Source organism: Acinetobacter sp. LT1, assembly GCF_059800965.1.
On sequence record NZ_JBBAXE010000001.1, the window covers coordinates 157,935 to 176,145 of the forward strand.

Here is an 18,211-nt window from a genome sequence, read left to right on the forward strand (position 1 = left end):
ACAAAATTTACGGATTTCTTATGACAACTGCTTCTACTCAACCAACGCGTCGCGAAATTTTAAAATGGTTTTCGGGGATTCCTTTTCTACCATTAGGAGCGATGGCTACGGCAGCAACATTAGCAGGTTGTAATGATAGTGATGACAGCTCAGTAGTCACTCCCACACCACAACCAAGCAAATTTAAAAATGCAAAATTCACAGCAATGCCAGCGCCAACAACTGCGGCAGACCGTGCAACAACTGTAGTGAATTCTAAATTAAAAATTGATTGGGAAAATTCAACCAGTACTGAATACCAACTCGCTTATAAACCTTTCTTTAAAACTGGTGATAGCGTACCAAAACTTGGTGGTGGGACGATTATTGCGGGTGGTTATTTTGATGTTAATGGCAATCCTATTATGGATAAGTCAGTTGCTGGTAAAGAACGTCAATTCTTTTCAGACTGTCCAGATGGTTCATCTCTAATTCAATTAGAAGGTGCGAAAGTTGAAGGCGTAGCAAACCCAGTGTTCCATGTCGTTCAATTTGAATACAACTCTAAAGACCAAGCAGGTGGTGATACTTACGGTCAATTACCTTCACCAATTGCCATTTTAACTTTAGATCAAGACCAAAAAACAGGTCACTTAGAACTTAAAAAATACTTCAATGTTGATACTGCTCCTGTTCATGGCTTATGGATCACTTGTGGTGCAAGTTTATCGCCTTGGAACACTCACTTATCAAGTGAAGAATACGAGCCAGATGCATTCAATCAAGGCATTGGCGGTACAGATCCAAAATATCTTGGTAAATACTTCTTTGGTGACGAAACTAAAGCAAATCCATATAACTACGGTCATTTGCCAGAAGTAACGGTTAACCTTGATGGTACAGGTAGCATTAAAAAGCACTATTGTTTAGGGCGTATTTCTCACGAACTTATCCATGTTATGCCAGACAACCGTACAGCACTTATGGGAGATGACTACACCAACGGTGGCTTCTTCATGTTCGTTGCAGATAAAGAAAAAGATTTATCAGCAGGGACACTATATGTTGCTAAATACATCAATACTCTAACTGAAACCTCAACTGCTAGCATTCAATGGATCAAACTTGGCCATGCGACAAGTAAAGAAATTGAGGATTTAGTTGCTGGTGGGATTAAGTCAACTGACATCATGGAAAGTTTAACAACCAATCCAAATGATGCGAGCTATACTGAAATCACTTTGGCAAAGAAACAGCTCTGGGTCAAACTTAAACCAGGCATGGAAAAAGCAGCAGCTTTCTTGGAAACACATCGTTATGCAGCACTAAAAGGTGCAAGTATGGCGTTCACCAAGATGGAAGGTACTAACGTAAATATTAAAGATAAAGTTGCTTACTCTGCTTTAGCTAATATTCAAGATTCAATGGTCATTGGCGGTAAAGGTTATGTTGCGGAACATAATGTAGCGTTCTCTAAAAAGATTACTGCTGGTGGCGTGCTTGCACACAAGTTAGGTAATAGCTTTACAGACAACGAAGGTAGCGCAATCAATAGCGAGTGGGTTCCTCTTTACTCATATATGCTACTCATGGGTGAAGATCTTGCTGCGAAAGATAGTTTAGGTAATACAGCGAATCCAGACAAAATTGCTAGCCCAGACAATCTGAAGTTCTCCGAAACTTTACGCACATTATTCATTGGTGAAGACTCAGGTAACCACGTGAACAACTTCTTGTGGGCATACAATGTAGATACCAAAGAGTTAACACGACTGCTTTCTACACCTGCAGGTGCAGAGTCAACAGGTTTACATGCTGTAGATTCAATCAACGGTTGGACTTACATCATGAGCAACTTCCAACATCCAGGCGACAGTAGTAGTGTACCTGAGGATGTTAAGGCATTAATTAACCAAAATTACAACAATGGTTATAGTGCTAACGTCGGCTATATTACAGCAGACCCAATTGCCCCTTCAGTCACAACTAAATAATTTTTCATAACCTCTTTAAATATTAAAGCTGGCTAAGGTCAGCTTTAATATTTTTACATTCAACTTTTACTTTTTATGAAAATTAAATGAAAAATTACAGAACTTTTCATTAACTTATCATCAAAACGTCAACACCTCGTCACATTCACAAACTAAGCTCATGAAGAATTTTAGAACAATCTCTTTATTTACTTAGGAATTCCCCATGACAGAGCTGTCGCCATATCATGAAGACCAAGAACTGGACAATAATACTTCTGACAACATCCACTTTCGTGACATTTTAGAACAACACATCAGTCGCCGTAGTTTAATTACTAAAGCAGCAAGTGGTGCTGTAGCGTTAACTTTAGCCTCTACATTAACAGGCTGTAATGATAGCGATGATGATTCAGGTTCTAACAACGGTGGAACCACACCTGTAGACCCAAATAAAAAACCAGAAAAATTAACTTTTACCGCAGTTGCGAAAAACCATAATGATATTGTGACTGTACCTGAAGGTTATGAAGCGAATGTTATCTATGCTTTAGGTGACTCAATCAATCCAAAAGTTGGAGATTGGGACGACAATAATATTCCATCTGGTCCAAGCTTCCAGTTTCGCTCTGGCGACTGCCATGATGGTATGCATTATTTTGGCTTAAATACTTCAACAAACCGCTTTGACGAAAGTGTTTCAGCTGAAGGTTTGTTAGTCATGAATCACGAATATATCAACCAGACCTTCCTTCACCCAAAAGGTCCAACAAGAGTTGATGGACGTCGTCCTGAAGATGAAGTCATTCGTGAAACCAATGCGCATGGCGTTTCTATTGTTCACATTAAAAAAGACCCAACAACTCAACAAGTAACAATTGATAAAAGTTCTGCTTTTAACCGTCGTATTACAGCATCAACAGAGATGGATTTTGAAGGTGCAGCAGCTGGTTCTGGCTTACTCGCAACTCGCTTCTCCCCTAATGCACGTAAAACTCGCGGTACCCATAATAACTGCGGTAATGGTTATACACCTTGGGGCACATACTTAACCACGGAAGAAAACTTTATTGGTTATTTCCAACGTTCAGGTAGCGATGAATATGCACGTACAGATGCAGAAAAAATTGCATTAAAGCGTTATGGGTTAGGTGTTAAAAAAGATGAGCTCTATCGTTATGAGAAAGATGAGAAAGGTGCCCCTAAAAAAGATACCGAGGGCAAAATCATTTATGAAAAAGATAAAAATGGTGAGTTAATCCCTAACGTTGATGAACAAGGACGACAAATTTATTTAGGTGCAAGTTCTCGTTACGGTTGGGAAACTGCGATTGGTCAAGTAGAGTCACAAGACTTATATGACCGCTGGAATGCCGACGTAAAAGCTGCACAAGCTACCCAAGACTACCGCAACGGTCCAAATACATTCGGATGGATGGTCGAGATTGATCCATTTGATAGACGTCAAAACCCAGTTAAACGTACTTCACTTGGTCGTTTTGCACATGAAGACAGTGCTTGCCGTGCCGTTGTAGGTCAACCATTAGCATTTTATATGGGCGATGATTCTCGCGGTGAGTACATCTATAAATTCGTCTCTACCGCAGTGTGGGATGCTAAAGATATAAATGGCGGTTATGCAGTTGGCGACAAATACATGAACGCAGGTAAATTGTATGTTGCCAAGTTTAATAACGATGGTTCAGGTCAATGGATTGAACTTGCTTATGGCAAAAATGGCTTAAATGAAAGCAACACGACCTACCCATTTAAATCTCAAGCTGACGTTGTCACATTTGCACGTTTAGCCGCCGATGCAGTCGGTGCTACAAAAATGGACCGCCCAGAATGGTGTACGGTCAACCCAGTAAACGGCGAGGTCTATGTCACCCTAACCAATAACTCAAATCGTGGTAAAGATTACGCGACCGATGCTGCAAACCCACGTAACTACACAGACCTCTACAACGGCACTAAAGAGCAAAAGGGTAACGTTAACGGTCATATTATCCGTTTTAAAGAAACTGATGACAAAACGACTGCTGAAACCTTCAAATGGGATATTTACCTATTTGGTGCAGAAGCATCTATGGCTTCAAACATCAACCTATCTGGTTTAACAGACAACAATGATTTGTCATCTCCAGATGGTATGTGGTTCGACCCACGTGGCGTACTTTGGATTCAAACAGATGATGGCGCATATACTGATGTCACTAACTGTATGATGCTTGCTGCGCTACCAGGCCAGATTGGAGATGGTGCTCCTGCAACTACCTCAAATGGTCAGCAAACTTTAGTCGGTGCTAAAGTTACAGACTCAACTTTGCGCCGTTTCTTGGTGGGACCTAAGCAATGTGAGATTACAGGTATTGCGATGACACCTGACTACAAAGCAATTTTCATTAATGTTCAACACCCTGGCGAAGATTCTGCAAGTTACTCGACACCAGAAAGTAACTGGCCAGCAACCCAGAAAGATCCAAGCAACAAAACTGCGCGTCCACGCTCAGCAACTGTTGTGATTACCCGTAAAGATGGCGGTGTGATCGTGGGTTAATTCTTAGATGATTAAAAATGCCGGTCAATTGATCGGCATTTTTATTATCATCGATTTAAGAGAACCTGTTGCTGAACAATTTGCCCACTATGCTCGCCTTGTTGGGTCTTTTCCAACCAAAGCCATTCGTTATTGGTCATTCTTAAAAAATTTGAACAACGTGTGCCATACACAGGGCTTTGAATAAAAGTCGATGATAATAACTCTTCCATTTCTGGCTGAATGCCCGTATTGGGTAATAATGCCGTTGTGACCTTACGTTCATCTTCAAGAATATCCCATGCAGCATGTTGCAAAGTTAACTCTTCCGTCTGGTGCTGAAGCATAGGCAAAAACTCTTGCGTAAAACGTGTTCTTAAATGTCTGGTTTTTTCCCAATGTTCAGACATCAAACCATTTGAAACCACATAAACACCATTGGCTAATACTTGCGGGGCTTCACCACGGTTACTCATATAAACCGCTTGATCAGCATTTCCCATAAACAGGTTAAAGCCAGCGAAGTTCTGTTGCTGCTGTTCTAATTGTTGAGCAAATCGAATCGGCAATAAATCTGACTCTAAAAAAGCCTGAACTAAATGCCCCCGAGAGGTTTCATATGATTTCTGATCTCGTCCATCACGAAAATTGGTCAAGACAGCCCATCGGCCTTGAGGTGTAACGCCCATCCAAGTACCACCCGACTGTAAATCTTGCCCAGCAATAATCGGTGTATGTTGCCACTGATGTAACAATGCTGTTGGTCGATGATAGAACTCATCCCGATTTGACATAAGACATAAGGGCATATCATCCAGAACATGCCATGCTAAAGCCACAATACACATCTTTTCTTATTCCCTATCTTTACACATTGAATGTACAACATTTTTCACATCATTCCGCTACAATCTGTCAAAACGTAAGATCAAGGAGCAGCAATGCTGACCTATCCTAATATCGATCCGGTCGCAATACATCTAGGACCTCTTCAAGTCCATTGGTATGGACTCATGTATTTATTGGCATTTTTATGTGCTTGGGGGCTTGCTTCCTACCGTGCCAAACAGCGTGATGGCTGGACATCAGAAATGGTTTCCGATCTGGTGTTTTACGGTGCTTTAGGTGTCGTTCTGGGCGGTCGTGTCGGCTACGTCCTTTTCTATGAGTTTGATAAATTCCTTGAAAATCCGATTTGGCTATTCCAAGTCTGGACAGGCGGTATGAGTTTCCATGGCGGCTTCTTAGGCGTCATGATTGCGATGTTATTTTGGTGTAAAAAATATCAAAAAACATGGTTCCAAACCCTCGACTTTATTGCCCCATGTGTACCGACTGGCTTAATGTTTGGGCGCTTTGGTAACTTTATTGGTGGAGAGCTATACGGTCGTGCGGTAACCGACCCAAATTATCCATTTGGTATGATCTTCCCAACTGATCCATTACAACTGGTACGCCATCCATCACAAATTTATCAAGCAATTTGTGAAGGCTTAATCCTATTTATTGTCTTGTGGTGGTTTAGTTCAAAACCACGTCCACGCATGGCGGTTTCTGCCCTATTTTTAATGGGCTACGGTGTTGCACGCTTCGTAATGGAATTTTTCCGTCAACCAGATGCCGACCAAGGTTTCATTTTATTTGGCTGGATGACTAAAGGTCAGATCCTCACCGTTCCAATGCTATTAATTGGCCTTTGGATGATGTGGTATGCCTACCAAAAGAAAATTTATGACTGGGGCCCACAAAAGAACAGTTAATATGATAAATCAGAGGAGTTTCGGCTCCTCTTTTCTTTTTTATGCTACAGTTTTTACTCTCCTAAAAATGAAGATACGACATGCTGGAATTCTGGTTTAACACTCAAGTCCCGACATTTAAAAAATTAGTAATTTTAATTATTACACTGTTGATCTGTATTGGGTTATATCAGTACCAACCACTGCCTTTAGATACCATTCTAATGTTTACAGGAACTGGGGTTATTTTTTTAATCTGTCGCTATTTTAAATTGCATTTTGCTCAAAAAAATCCAACTGGCCTACTTTATCGCCTGCTGACGTGGATACCTATCGCTCTTTTATTTGCACTTATTTTTGTTAAAACAATGCCGAACTTGCTGATCTGGGGTGTGCAAGGAATCGCTTTTATGGCACTTGCTGCTTTTATTTTTTCACCTCAATCACTTTTTAATAATTAGGCTCAATATATGTTGGCTTATTGGTACAACGCACCACGTCACATCAAACTTATCTTCATTATCGTTGTTTGTGTTGCAGTTTATGCTGCTAATCAAGTTCAGCCCTTACCTCCTATTTATACAATACTCAGCCTTATTTTCGGATTTGGTTTACATATTGAGCATTACTTGAATACCAAACTTTCAAACAACACATCAGGCAAATCAAGCTTGGGAGTTTTAATCAAAATCTATCCTATTTTGATCATTATTATTTTGATGTATTTGCTCCCTTTTCAGCATAAATGGATTCATCTCATACAAGCTTTAGGCTTTGTACTGGTTGGCTTTTTTCTTGTTTCGATTTATCAAAATCGTGCTAAAAGATTTAACTAAACACATTCAGCAAAAATATCTTAGAACTAATTTTAGATTTTCATCTTGAGCTACAACAGGTATCATCTTCAGTGGTTCATGATGAAGCAGCTCTATTGAGTAATTATTTATCTTCTGAGCTATCTCCCCCTTTCTATATTATGGAATTAATCCGAACTCGAGAGTGTTATGCGTGCATATTTAGACCTACTACAACATATCCTTGATAATGGCGGTGACAAAGGCGACCGTACAGGCACAGGAACCCGTTCTGTATTTGGTCATCAAATGCGTTTTGATCTCTCTAAAGGTTTTCCTTTACTCACTACCAAAAAAGTTCACTTCCGCTCGATTGTGATTGAGTTGCTTTGGTTTTTAAAAGGCGACACTAACGTCCAATACCTAAAAGACAATAAAGTTTCAATTTGGGACGAATGGGCAACAGCAGAACAAACTGCTCGCTTTGGCCGTCCAGAGCATGAACTTGGACCAGTCTATGGTCATCAATGGCGTAATTTCGGCGCAACTAAAAATGCAGACGGCTCTTATAACCAAGATGGTTTTGACCAGATTAAATGGTTAATTAATGAAATTAAAACCAATCCAAATTCACGCCGTTTAATTGTTTCTGGCTGGAACCCAAATGAAGCTGGACAAGTTGCCTTACCGCCTTGCCATACGCTCTTCCAGTTTTTCGTACAAGACAACAAGTTGTCATGCCAGCTTTATCAACGTAGTGCTGACGTGTTCTTAGGCGTGCCTTTTAATATTGCGAGTTATGCTCTACTCACCCATATGATTGCTCAAGTGTGCGGTTTAGGTGTAGGTGATTTTGTCTGGACTGGTGGTGATACACATCTTTATGCCAACCATTTTGAACAAGCTAAACTTCAATTGACACGTGAGCCTTTACCGTTATGCCAATTGAAACTAAATCCAGAAATAACTGACTTATTTGATTTCAAATTTGAAGATATCGAGATTGTAGGTTACGAGTCACATCCGGCAATTAAAGCACCAGTTGCAGTATAACTAAGGCTTAAATTTCATTAGATTACGGTTTAGAGAATAAGATTATGGCATGGCAAAATGTAGAAGTTGTCCAAGTTGTGGCAATGGACAAAAACCACTGTATTGGTAAAGGCAATGCGTTGCCATGGCATATTTCTGCCGACTTAAAACATTTTAAAGAAATCACACAAGGTGGCGTGGTCGTGATGGGCCGTAAAACCCTTGAGTCTATGGGCCGTGCTCTACCAAACCGTGTGAATTGGGTGATTACCCGTGACATTAACTGGCAGTTTGACGGTGTTAAAGTTGCGTATTCAATTGAAGATGCCTTAAATGCAGCTTTAGAAGATGTAAAGAATACCGAAAAACAAGCTTTGTTCATTATTGGTGGTGGTGAAATCTTTAAGCAAACCTTGTCGATTGCAGACCGTCTTGAGCTCACTCATGTTGACTTAGATGTACAAGGTGATGCACATTATCCAACAATACCGAGTGAGTTTCATAAAACCGCAAGTGAACAGCATGTTGATGAAAAATCAGGAACTTCATTCGAGTTTGCTACTTATAAAAAATAATTTTATGGATGCCTATGCACAATATCGGAACACGTGAATTTATTATTGCTCTACTTTTTGGGCTATTACATAGTTTATTCACGCTGTTTATTGTGTTCTCTAGCATTTGGGTATGCGTAGCGCTTTGGGTCCAACAACCTTTTGGCTGGTTAGGCAGCCGCATACTCATTGGCATCTGGATTGCTTTTGCACTCAGCATGGCTGGCTTATATGTTGAAGGTCATATTATTAGCCGCCGTACCGATATCCTGATTTATCTTTTAGCGTTTGCCTGCTCTCTTGTTTGGTATTTTTCGATTACTGCACGTCAAGATCGAGACTGGAACCCTGAAGTTGCCAATATACTGAGTTACGAAAAGCACGGCGATGTGATCACTTTGCACAATGTTCGTAACTTCAACTGGCATCCTGACGGAACCTATGATGTGCGATGGGAAACCCGCACTTTTGACCTCAACCAGTTAAATGGAGTAAATATCATTACTTCTTACTGGATGGGACCACAAATTGCTCATACACTTGTAAGTTTTGAGTTTGCACACCAACAACCACTAGTCTTCTCAATCGAGATTCGTAAAGAAAAAACTGAAGAGTTTTCGGCAATTGGCGGTTTTTTTAGAAAATATGAACTGAGCTTAATTGCTTCTGATGAGAAAGATATTGTCTATACGCGTAGCAACATCCGTAAAGAGCAGGTTTATAATTTCCCAGTCAATATGCCGCGTAGCGAGCAAAAAGCGCTATTTTTAGAATATCTTAAGAAATCGGATGAGCTACGCAAAAAGCCTGAGTGGTACAACACACTTACGAGTAACTGTACAACTTTAATTTTTGATATGGTTCAAGCAATTAACCCCTATGAACTTCCTAAAGATTATCGTCTAATCGCTTCGGGTTACTTACCTAATTATTTATATGACCTTAAAGCACTTAATCAGAATATCAGTTTAAAACAGTGGTATCAAATTGCGCATATCAACCCAAGAACTGAAAATTTTGAACAGCTCTCAGATCAGAGTAGTGAACACTTCTCTCAAATCGTTCGACAAGGTTTACCTAAAGCTAAATGAAATAAGTAATGCACTTTTCTTTACTTTTTTATACATGCTTTACTTTGTATTTTAAATACATAAACCCTATTGTAATAGGCAGGAAATAGAGGGAAAAACAATGCAACAGGCATTATTTGGCGGCGGCTGTTTTTGGTGCGTCGAAGCTGTATTTTTACAAATACGCGGTGTAGAAAAAGTAACGAGTGGTTATGCAGGTGGGCACACGACTAACCCTACTTACGAGCAAGTATGTCAAGGAGACACCCAGCACGCTGAGGTGATCTTAGTCGACTTTGATGAAGAGCAAGTAACTTACTCCCAGTTACTCGACGTGTTCTTTGCGACTCATGATCCAACGACTTTAAACCGTCAAGGTAATGATATCGGCACACAATACCGCTCTGTTATTTACTATTATAATGAAGAGCAAAAGCAGGCAGCGGAACACACGATTCAGACTCTAAAAAATGACGATCTTGATATTGTGACTGAGCTGTCCCCTGTTCCGACATTCTATCCAGCAGAAGAATATCATCAGAATTACTATGCAAAGAATCCTTCACAAGGTTATTGCAACTTTGCGATTCCACCAAAACTGCTCAAGCTATATAGTAAATTCCAGCATCTGATGAAAGATCAGTAAATCAGAGCAATAAAAAAGCAACCAGTTTGGTTGCTTTCTTATTGAGTAAACTAAATTTTAGTTTTCACTTACAAAGGCAATATCGCTCAGTCCGGCTTCACTGGCGCGAGACATTACCTGAGCAACAGTATCGTACTTCGACTCTTTATCAGCACGAAGTTGAACTGTTGGTTTAACATCGCCTTGACCTGCTTCTTGAAAACGTTTTTGAAGCTCATCTAGGCTAATTACTTGAGTATCCCAAGCCACTTCACCATTTGCATTGATACTAATCGTAATTGCTTTTGGTGGTGGATCAATAATTTCAGCAGTTGTTTTAGGAAGCGTTAATGGAATCGATGGGTTGGCAACTGTTGCTGTGACCAAAAAGATGATCATTAACACCAACATAATGTCGATTAGCGGAATGAGATTCATCTCATTCATGCCACTATCGTGGTCTTCACCCAATTGAAAAGCCATTAAGCTTGACCTCCAACGTAACTTTGCTGTGCAGTTTTAACATCAGACTTTACAGTTGAGTCTTGCTGCAACATCGTGTCAATTAACAAGCTGTGCGCTTGGTCTTGTAAGTCGTGAGCAAGACCACGGTTTGCACGTACACAAATGTTATAAGCCAATACCGCTGGAATCGCAACTGCAAGACCAAGACCTGTCATAATCAGTGCTTCACCTACTGGTGTAGCCACTTGAGCCAAACCTGCTTGTCCGCTTTTACCTACGGCAACCAGCGCATGGAAAATACCCCAAACAGTACCAAACAAACCTACGAATGGTGCAATTGAAGCAATCGTTCCTAAAACAGAAATACCTTTATCAGCATTGGCCTTTTCAGCAGAAATCTGACGAAGTAATGCCTGCTCTGCAACCGCTTTACGCTGTTCAAAACTCAAAGGTTGTAACTTTGCTTTTAGCGAAGTGATAGCCTGAGAAAGTTGAGCATAAGCTTGTTGCTTTAGCTGGCGAGTCCCCATCAAACGTAAGATGAAAACTGTCCAGGTAGCAATCGACATTGCCAATAAGATGAAATACAGGGTTTTACTCACTGCATCTGCATGTTGCCAATAGATTGAAAAGTTCATATTGAACTCCTGATTAAGGTTAGCCGTTGGGACTCAAATTCATTTAAGGGGTTAAATCAAAGGGTTGCTCTGCTTTAATTGGATAAGCAACACCATTTTCCATATAAGGTTTAAATTTCGCACCGCGAACAGCACGGACTACTTTGTCATCTAGACTTGAAATACCACTACTTCTAGTCACTCGCACATTAATAATTTTGCCTTTTTCATCGGCTTCAATGAGTACCATGACAGAGCGTGCTTCGCCTTGTAAATCTTTTGAAGAAACTGTTAAACGTGGTGAGCGGCTCCACTGTACACCCGAACCACCAATTGAAACGCGTTTCGGTGATGGATCTGGGGCAGGTTGAGCTTTAGGCGCTTCTTGTACCACTGGTTTTGGTTTTTCAACAGCTTTCTCAGTAACTGTTGTCGTCGTTGTCACCACTTTGGTTTCAACTTTAGGTTCTGTCTTTACTGTTTCTTTTGGTGTTTCAGCCTTTTTCACCTGTTGAATTTTTTCCACTTTTATAGGTGGTGTCACAGGCTTTTCAACAACTTTAACTTCTTTTACCTCTTTCTTAGGTTCCGGCTTTTTAGGTGGTTCCTTCGGTTTAGGAGGCAGTGGTTTTGGTTGCTCTTGAATTTTTACGAAACGTACCTGTAAAGGCTTCTTCTCGATTGGCTTTAATTCAGCAGGCTTAATATGGCTGACCGCCCATAAGACCCCGATATGACCAATTGCAACCGCAATTAGTGCCGTGATGACTTTCTTTTTCATCGGATTGGGAGAGTTTAAGGCTGCGGAAGATTGACTCATAAGAATCTAATTACCTAATGGATGATGATTTCAGCTTTCTATTTGTAGAAACGATTTCAAACATCGGATAGAACAATAAAGTGCCACAATAATAAATGAGAAGTGTTTTCATTTGCAACTATTTTTTGAGAAAAACATTTGCTCAATATCACTAATTTGTATCAGTTGAGTGTCTTTGCTTTTGTTTTCTCATAGTTACATGAATGCATATCTCTTGTTCACAAAATGTTTAATCTAACTTATATAGCTAGGCTAATTTCACTATGAAGAGATCGAATCCTACCATAAATTCATTCAATTTTGTTATGTTATATCATTTCAATATTTTTTTTTAATATAAAAAAAACACGCATGAAGCGTGCTTTTTTAAAATAAGCGTTATTTAAAAAACAACCGTCTTGTTACCATCAACAATAATACGGTCTTCTAAATGCCATTTTACTGCTCGAGCCAATACATTACGCTCAACATCTTCACCTAGCTCACGTAATTGCTCAACATTATAGTCATGGCTTACACGCTCAACATCTTGCTCAATAATTGGGCCTTGGTCTAGATCAGCCGTCACATAGTGAGCTGTCGCACCAATCAACTTCACACCTTTTTCATAAGCTTGCTTGTATGGATTAGCACCCACGAAAGCTGGCAAGAAAGAATGGTGGATATTGATGATTTTCATTTCCCATTTCGCAACAAAATCTTCGCTTAAAATCTGCATGTAACGTGCAAGAACCAATAAATCATTGCCCTGCATCATTTCATCAATTTGTGCATAAGCTTCAGCTTTATTGTCTTTAGTTACTTTAATTACAGTAAATGGAATACCGAAGTTCTCAACGGATTCACGTAAATCTTCGTGGTTAGAAATCACGTGTGTAATTTCACAAGGTAACGACCCACGTGCATGACGCCACAATAACTCAAGTAAAGCATGGTCGACTTTAGAAACTAAAATACCAACCTTTTTAATTTCGTTTACGAAAGCAAGACGCCATTGCATGCCATAACGCTCAGCAACGTTGGCAGCAAATGTTTGAATTAATGCATCTTTACGTGACTGTAAATGGTCAAGTTCAAACTCAACACGCATGAAATAACGTCCACCCTGAGCTTCCGTCGCATACTGATCAAGCGCGGTAATGTTTGCACCTTGGTGGTACAAAAAGCTCGATACGGCCTGTACGATCCCAGGCTTGTCTTCACAAGTAATCAGTAAACGGGCTGTATTGGCAGTGGTCATATTCATTTGGTTAATATCACTTAATTGAGTCAAATTTTTAATAAGCCGAGTATTCTAGCGCTCTAAATAGGCAAGTACAACTATTCATCTTTTAACGATGACAAGCTGGCGAATAGATCAGAAGGCCCCAGTGAATCAAGCAACTGCTCGTAAGTTGCTCGGCTTTCCCCCATAAGATAAGGACCTTCAAGGAAAACCATTTGACGTAATGCCTGCCAAACCCATTTTTCTTCTAAGTGGTTATTGTCACTAATGTGACCAGACATATATAAAAAGTTTGTCCAGTTTGTTAATACAATCCATAAGTTAATAATGAGCGCTTCAATTTCAGATGGTGTCATTTTCATAAGGCCGGCATCGACAAAGGCTTGATAAATCTTTTGCCCCTGTTGCATGACCTGTCCCGCAAAACGAGGATAAATCTTTTTAAAGTCTTCGTTACTTTCAACTAAATGATAGACATCACGATGGATAAAACGGTAACTCCAAAGTTGACCACTTAATACCTGAAAATAGTTGATTTTATCATTGGTCGTTAATGGTCTGTCTTCAGGTAACGAAAGCATTTCCAAAGTCTCAACCTGATATTGGTACATTAATTCTTTAATAATTTCATGCTTATTCCGGAAATGGTAATACAAGTTTCCAGGACTAATACCTAACTCCGCCGCAATATGATTGGTTGTAACCGACCGTTCACCTCGCTCGTTAAAAAGCTGCAAACTGATTTGTAAAATCCGGTCTTTTGTCTTCAGAGCTTTAGGTAGAGACATTTTAATAACCTTTAATAATTCACATGGTTAAGACTTAAACACATAAACCGACTTGACTATTTAGAGTATTTACTCTAAAAAATAAGTATATCAGTATATTTGGTAAGTACCGATGAACAGTCAAACAAAAACAAATCCAGAGACTCAGCTTCCTTATGATGTTAAGCATTTACATGATTTGCTTGAACAACAAAAGCTCGCTTATTTACGTCATCCGGTACCCACTGCTAAAGAGCGTATTGATCGTTTAGCTCGTCTTAAAAGAGTCTTGGTAAAATATCAAGATCAGATTGCCGAAGCAATTAACCTTGATTATGGCAATCGTGCAGTTATGGAAACAAAAATTGGCGAACTACTCACGAGTTTGGAACAAATCAAATATTACAGTAAACATCTGACTGCATGGATGAAACCATCAAAGCGCCATATCAGTGTATTACATCAGCCAGCAAAAGGTTGGGTACAATATCAACCTATGGGTGTGATTGGTATTATTACACCATGGAATTACCCATTATTACTTTCGGTTGGACCTCTGATCTGTGCACTAGCTGCGGGCAACCATGCCATGATCAAAATTTCTAGTGCCTCACCAAACTTTGGCCGAGTCCTTGAAAGTGCATTGGCAGAAGCATTCCCACAAGAATTAGTTGCTGTGGTAAATGGTGGTGGCGTTATTTCAGATGCGTTTAGTCATTTGCCTTTTGACAAAATGATTTTCACAGGCTCAACTTCTGTTGGTAAAACAGTGATGGCAGCCGCAGCTCAAAACCTAGTTCCAGTAATTCTCGAGTTAGGCGGAAAGTCTCCTGCCCTTGTGCATGCATCTATGGATATGAAAGATGTTGCCCAACGTATTGCTGTAGGTAAATTGTGGAATGCAGGACAAACTTGTGTTGCACCAGATCATATTTTCTTACCACGAGGCAAAACTGCCGAGTTCATCGAAAACTTTAAATTGATTGTGGCAGGAATGTATCCTCATTTCAGAAACAACCAAGACTACACTTCTATTATTAATGATAAACAGTACAACCGCATTCAGGGTTATCTCGAAAATGCCCGTGATCAAGGCGCACGTATTGTTGAAATTAATCCGCAAAATGAAATTTTAGATGATGTCCGCAAAATTGCACCGACTTTAGTCACTGGCGTGACGACCGCAATGGATATTATGCAAAATGAAATCTTCGGGCCTATTCTACCGATTTTAGAATATGACCAAATAGAAGAAGTCATCGAATTCATTAATAGTCGTCCACGTCCTTTAGCGATGTATTATTTTGACTATGATCAAGCGCGTGCTGACTATATTGCACAGCACACCCATTCAGGGCATTTCGGAATTAACATGGTGATTACCCATGTTGCACAAGATGATTTACCGTTTGGCGGAATTGGCGCATCAGGTATGGGTAAATATCACGGACCAGAGGGCTTTTTTAGCCTTTCTCATGAGCGTTCGATGATGTCAAATCCAAAACTTTATAGCCTTAAATACATTCTTCCACCGTTCAATAAGCCTATTCATCGTTTCATTTCGAAAACCTTGTTGCGCTAACTGATCAAGGCATGATCTGTTATACTAAATCATGCCTCGTTTTTACCAATTTCGCTTGTCTTTTAATCGTATTTTTGGTATAAAACGCCCCTTGAATGAATTCATCCGTTTACATTTAGTATGACTGGCCACAGATTTGCTGTTGGCTGAATCAATGGAGTTACACCATGTCTAAGGTTTGCCAAGTTACCGGCAAGCGTCCAGTCGTTGGTAACAACGTCTCACACGCCAACAACAAAACCAAGCGCCGGTTCGAGCCGAACCTGCACCACCACCGTTTCTGGTTAGAAAGCGAAAAACGTTTTGTACGTCTTCGTTTAACCACTAAAGGTATGCGTATTATTGACAAATTGGGTATCGAAAAGGTTGTTGCAGACCTTCGTGCTCAAGGTCAAAAGATCTAAGGAGTCTGAGCAATGCGTGATAAGATTCGCCTCGTTTCTTCAGCTGGTACAGGTTACTTCTATACCACGACTAAAAACAAACGTACTATGCCGGAAAAAATGGAAATCAAAAAATTTGATCCAAAAATCCGTCAACACGTGATTTTCAAAGAAGCTAAAATCAAATAATTTTAGCCTCGAAAAAAAACGACTTCTTTATGAAGTCGTTTTTTTTGCATTTTTTTTATACCTACCTTTTTGTTAAACTTTCTCTACATTCCGCCTTGGCATTTTTTATGCTTGTTTTTAGCCTAACTCACGTAAAAGGAGTTTTTAGTGCCGCATGACGTAGATTTAATTATTTTACTTGCTGTTGGTTTCGGCGTTGCCCTCATTTTTGGCTACATTGCAGCCCGATTACGACTCCCCCCTCTTATCGGCTATTTAATTGCCGGAATTATTATTAGCCCAAATACACCCGGTATAGAAGCAGATATCCACCTTGCCAACCAGCTTGCAGAACTCGGGGTCATGTTCCTGATGTTTGGTGTAGGGATGCACTTTTCATTAAAAGACTTATTACTGGTTCGTCGTATTGCCTTGCCTGGCGCAATTTTACAAATCGCTGTTGCAACCTTACTTGGTATTGGCGTTTCAATGCTATGGGGATGGAGTTTCGGGTCTGCACTTGTTTTTGGCTTAAGTCTATCGTGTGCGAGTACAGTTGTATTATTAAAAGCATTAGGAGACCGAGGTCTTTTAGACTCAGTCAACGGCAAAATTGCTGTGGGTTGGTTGTTAGTCGAAGATTTAGTGATGGTGCTAGTTTTAGTGCTTCTTCCGGCTACAGCTGTTTTACTCGGTGGAAAAGCGCCAGCAGGTGCAGACGGTAATATCTGGTTAACCCTTGGAATCACCTTATTAAAGGTGATTGGCTTTATTGCCTTTATGCTCATTGTAGGCAAGCGCGTTGTACCTATTATTATGCAATTTGTTGCTCGTTTAGGGTCACGAGAGCTATTTACGCTGACTGTCGTCGCTGCTGCAGTTTCGATTGCCTACGGTTCTTATGCCATCTTTGGGGTTTCAATGGCTTTAGGAGCATTCTTTGCGGGTATGGTCGTTAAAGAATCAGACTTTAGCCATCGTGCAGAAGAAGAGACTCTCCCACTACGTGAAATTTTCTCGATTTTATTTTTCGTTTCTGTGGGTATGCTGTTTGATCCACATATTCTTGTTGAGAGTCCGCTCCATATTTTAGCTGTTATCGCGATTATTATGGTGGGTAAGACACTTGCTGCAATGGCATTGGTTTTATTCTTCCGCTATCCAATCAATACAGCTTTAACAGTCGGGGCAAGCCTTGCACAGATTGGTGAGTTTTCATTTATTTTAGCGACACTGGGTGTTTCTTTAGGCTTATTAAGCTTAGAAGCTCAGAATCTAATTCTAGCAGGCGCTTTATTTTCAATTACGCTTAACTCTTTCATCTTCTCAGCGATTGAACCTGTACAACGCTGGATTCGTGAACGCTCTCACTTAGCTCGACTGCTTGAACGTAGCGGTGACCCATTGGCAATGTTACCCGATGAAGTTGATCAAGCTTACTTACGTGATCAGGTCGTAATTGTGGGATATGGCGGTGTAGGACGACGCATTACTGAAAATTTAATTAATGAGAATATTAAGGTCGTTATTGCAGAAGAGAATCGTGAAATCGTAGAAAAACTACGTAACGCAAATATTGCTGCTGTGAGTGGTGTTGCTACTGAACCAAGTGTTTTAATTCAAGCACATATCATGCATGCACGACTCTTGGTAATCTCACCTATGGATATTTTAGATATTCACCGTATCGTGGCGATTGCCAAGCAATTAAATCCTCAGATTCAGGTATTAATTTGCGCAGAAAGCAAAGAAGAAGCAGCGGTTATCCGTGATGAAAATATTGGCGAAGTGTTCTATGCAAAAGAAGAAATGGCAAAGAATATGAGTCACCACATCTTAAATCAGATCGAGCTTGCTCATCAGTCAACAATTCATTAAC

General features: G+C 40.1%; 18 protein-coding genes and 1 pseudogene. 13 read left to right on the top strand and 6 right to left on the bottom strand.

Features of this window, described 5'->3' with window-relative positions; translation table 11 throughout:
• Positions 1-20: 20 nt before the first annotated feature.
• Both WBW42_RS00735 and WBW42_RS00740 read left to right on the top strand, forming a co-directional pair.
• Positions 21-1,973, top strand: a complete 1,953-nt coding sequence (locus tag WBW42_RS00735) for a PhoX family protein (protein WP_017482025.1) — start codon at positions 21-23, stop codon at positions 1,971-1,973.
• Between the two features lie 205 nt (positions 1,974-2,178).
• Positions 2,179-4,512: a PhoX family protein gene (locus WBW42_RS00740; RefSeq protein ID WP_032056241.1), complete on the top strand. Its 2,334-nt coding sequence runs from the start codon at positions 2,179-2,181 to the stop codon at positions 4,510-4,512.
• A 47-nt stretch (positions 4,513-4,559) separates the two neighbouring features.
• Here the strand turns inward: WBW42_RS00740 and WBW42_RS00745 are convergent, their stop codons facing one another.
• Positions 4,560-5,339, bottom strand: coding sequence for an NRDE family protein (locus WBW42_RS00745; RefSeq protein WP_002114777.1), 780 nt, complete (start codon positions 5,337-5,339; stop codon positions 4,560-4,562).
• 93 nt (positions 5,340-5,432) lie between these two features.
• On the opposite strand from WBW42_RS00745, the gene lgt reads away from it, so the two are divergent.
• From lgt to msrA, 7 genes and pseudogenes are all read left to right on the top strand, one after another.
• Positions 5,433-6,251 carry a prolipoprotein diacylglyceryl transferase gene (gene lgt / locus WBW42_RS00750; protein ID WP_005066098.1) on the top strand — a complete coding sequence of 273 codons (819 nt, stop codon included), beginning with the start codon at positions 5,433-5,435 and terminating at the stop codon, positions 6,249-6,251.
• 80 nt (positions 6,252-6,331) lie between these two features.
• Positions 6,332-6,691: a hypothetical protein gene (locus WBW42_RS00755; RefSeq protein ID WP_032056243.1), complete on the top strand. Its 360-nt coding sequence runs from the start codon at positions 6,332-6,334 to the stop codon at positions 6,689-6,691.
• Between the two features lie 9 nt (positions 6,692-6,700).
• Positions 6,701-7,088: pseudogene (locus WBW42_RS00760) on the top strand (hypothetical protein); the annotation flags it as partial.
• Between the two features lie 146 nt (positions 7,089-7,234).
• Complete coding sequence (thyA, locus tag WBW42_RS00765; protein ID WP_017482022.1) at positions 7,235-8,077, top strand: thymidylate synthase; 843 nt, start codon at positions 7,235-7,237, stop codon at positions 8,075-8,077.
• Positions 8,078-8,121: 44 nt separating this feature from the next.
• A complete protein-coding gene (locus tag WBW42_RS00770; protein ID WP_032056244.1) occupies positions 8,122-8,631 on the top strand; it encodes a dihydrofolate reductase in 510 nt (169 codons plus the stop codon).
• Between the two features lie 14 nt (positions 8,632-8,645).
• Positions 8,646-9,701: a DUF4105 domain-containing protein gene (locus WBW42_RS00775; RefSeq protein WP_032056245.1), complete on the top strand. Its 1,056-nt coding sequence runs from the start codon at positions 8,646-8,648 to the stop codon at positions 9,699-9,701.
• A gap of 100 nt (positions 9,702-9,801) precedes the next feature.
• The gene (gene msrA, locus WBW42_RS00780; RefSeq protein WP_004794799.1) at positions 9,802-10,326 is read left to right on the top strand and encodes a peptide-methionine (S)-S-oxide reductase MsrA; all 525 of its coding nucleotides are present in this window, start codon (positions 9,802-9,804) and stop codon (positions 10,324-10,326) included.
• Between the two features lie 57 nt (positions 10,327-10,383).
• Here the strand turns inward: msrA and WBW42_RS00785 are convergent, their stop codons facing one another.
• The 5 genes from WBW42_RS00785 to WBW42_RS00805 form a co-directional block, all read right to left on the bottom strand.
• Positions 10,384-10,788, bottom strand: a complete 405-nt coding sequence (locus tag WBW42_RS00785; RefSeq protein ID WP_000885432.1) for an ExbD/TolR family protein — start codon at positions 10,786-10,788, stop codon at positions 10,384-10,386.
• The gene (locus WBW42_RS00790; protein WP_001011664.1) at positions 10,788-11,408 is read right to left on the bottom strand and encodes a MotA/TolQ/ExbB proton channel family protein; all 621 of its coding nucleotides are present in this window, start codon (positions 11,406-11,408) and stop codon (positions 10,788-10,790) included. The genes WBW42_RS00785 and WBW42_RS00790 overlap by 1 nt, the downstream gene beginning before the upstream one ends.
• A 43-nt stretch (positions 11,409-11,451) precedes the next feature.
• Positions 11,452-12,207, bottom strand: coding sequence for an energy transducer TonB (locus WBW42_RS00795; protein ID WP_032056246.1), 756 nt, complete (start codon positions 12,205-12,207; stop codon positions 11,452-11,454).
• Positions 12,208-12,589: 382 nt separating this feature from the next.
• Positions 12,590-13,453, bottom strand: coding sequence for a formyltetrahydrofolate deformylase (gene purU, locus WBW42_RS00800; protein WP_005066088.1), 864 nt, complete (start codon positions 13,451-13,453; stop codon positions 12,590-12,592).
• Between the two features lie 74 nt (positions 13,454-13,527).
• A complete protein-coding gene (locus WBW42_RS00805) occupies positions 13,528-14,220 on the bottom strand; it encodes a TetR/AcrR family transcriptional regulator (protein ID WP_002114968.1) in 693 nt (230 codons plus the stop codon).
• Positions 14,221-14,332: 112 nt separating this feature from the next.
• Here WBW42_RS00805 and WBW42_RS00810 point away from each other — a divergent pair, with 112 nt between their 5' ends.
• From WBW42_RS00810 to WBW42_RS00825, 4 genes are all read left to right on the top strand, one after another.
• A complete protein-coding gene (locus WBW42_RS00810) occupies positions 14,333-15,781 on the top strand; it encodes a coniferyl aldehyde dehydrogenase (RefSeq protein WP_017385706.1) in 1,449 nt (482 codons plus the stop codon).
• 167 nt (positions 15,782-15,948) lie between these two features.
• Positions 15,949-16,185: a 50S ribosomal protein L28 gene (rpmB, locus tag WBW42_RS00815; protein WP_000048256.1), complete on the top strand. Its 237-nt coding sequence runs from the start codon at positions 15,949-15,951 to the stop codon at positions 16,183-16,185.
• A 12-nt stretch (positions 16,186-16,197) separates the two neighbouring features.
• On the top strand, positions 16,198-16,353 hold the full coding sequence (gene rpmG / locus WBW42_RS00820; protein WP_001205031.1) for a 50S ribosomal protein L33: 156 nt from the start codon (positions 16,198-16,200) through the stop codon (positions 16,351-16,353).
• A 147-nt stretch (positions 16,354-16,500) separates the two neighbouring features.
• Complete coding sequence (locus WBW42_RS00825; protein ID WP_032005156.1) at positions 16,501-18,210, top strand: cation:proton antiporter; 1,710 nt, start codon at positions 16,501-16,503, stop codon at positions 18,208-18,210.
• Position 18,211: the final 1 nt, after the last annotated feature.

Coding starts and splice junctions, on each gene's coding strand:
- WBW42_RS00735 (WP_017482025.1), top strand. CDS start 21: ATGACAACTGCTTCTACTCAACCAACGCGTCGCGAAATTTTAAAATGG.
- WBW42_RS00740 (WP_032056241.1), top strand. CDS start 2,179: ATGACAGAGCTGTCGCCATATCATGAAGACCAAGAACTGGACAATAAT.
- WBW42_RS00745 (WP_002114777.1), bottom strand. CDS start 5,339: ATGTGTATTGTGGCTTTAGCATGGCATGTTCTGGATGATATGCCCTTA.
- lgt (WP_005066098.1), top strand. CDS start 5,433: ATGCTGACCTATCCTAATATCGATCCGGTCGCAATACATCTAGGACCT.
- WBW42_RS00755 (WP_032056243.1), top strand. CDS start 6,332: ATGCTGGAATTCTGGTTTAACACTCAAGTCCCGACATTTAAAAAATTA.
- thyA (WP_017482022.1), top strand. CDS start 7,235: ATGCGTGCATATTTAGACCTACTACAACATATCCTTGATAATGGCGGT.
- WBW42_RS00770 (WP_032056244.1), top strand. CDS start 8,122: ATGGCATGGCAAAATGTAGAAGTTGTCCAAGTTGTGGCAATGGACAAA.
- WBW42_RS00775 (WP_032056245.1), top strand. CDS start 8,646: ATGCACAATATCGGAACACGTGAATTTATTATTGCTCTACTTTTTGGG.
- msrA (WP_004794799.1), top strand. CDS start 9,802: ATGCAACAGGCATTATTTGGCGGCGGCTGTTTTTGGTGCGTCGAAGCT.
- WBW42_RS00785 (WP_000885432.1), bottom strand. CDS start 10,788: ATGGCTTTTCAATTGGGTGAAGACCACGATAGTGGCATGAATGAGATG.
- WBW42_RS00790 (WP_001011664.1), bottom strand. CDS start 11,408: ATGAACTTTTCAATCTATTGGCAACATGCAGATGCAGTGAGTAAAACC.
- WBW42_RS00795 (WP_032056246.1), bottom strand. CDS start 12,207: ATGAGTCAATCTTCCGCAGCCTTAAACTCTCCCAATCCGATGAAAAAG.
- purU (WP_005066088.1), bottom strand. CDS start 13,453: ATGAATATGACCACTGCCAATACAGCCCGTTTACTGATTACTTGTGAA.
- WBW42_RS00805 (WP_002114968.1), bottom strand. CDS start 14,220: ATGTCTCTACCTAAAGCTCTGAAGACAAAAGACCGGATTTTACAAATC.
- WBW42_RS00810 (WP_017385706.1), top strand. CDS start 14,333: ATGAACAGTCAAACAAAAACAAATCCAGAGACTCAGCTTCCTTATGAT.
- rpmB (WP_000048256.1), top strand. CDS start 15,949: ATGTCTAAGGTTTGCCAAGTTACCGGCAAGCGTCCAGTCGTTGGTAAC.
- rpmG (WP_001205031.1), top strand. CDS start 16,198: ATGCGTGATAAGATTCGCCTCGTTTCTTCAGCTGGTACAGGTTACTTC.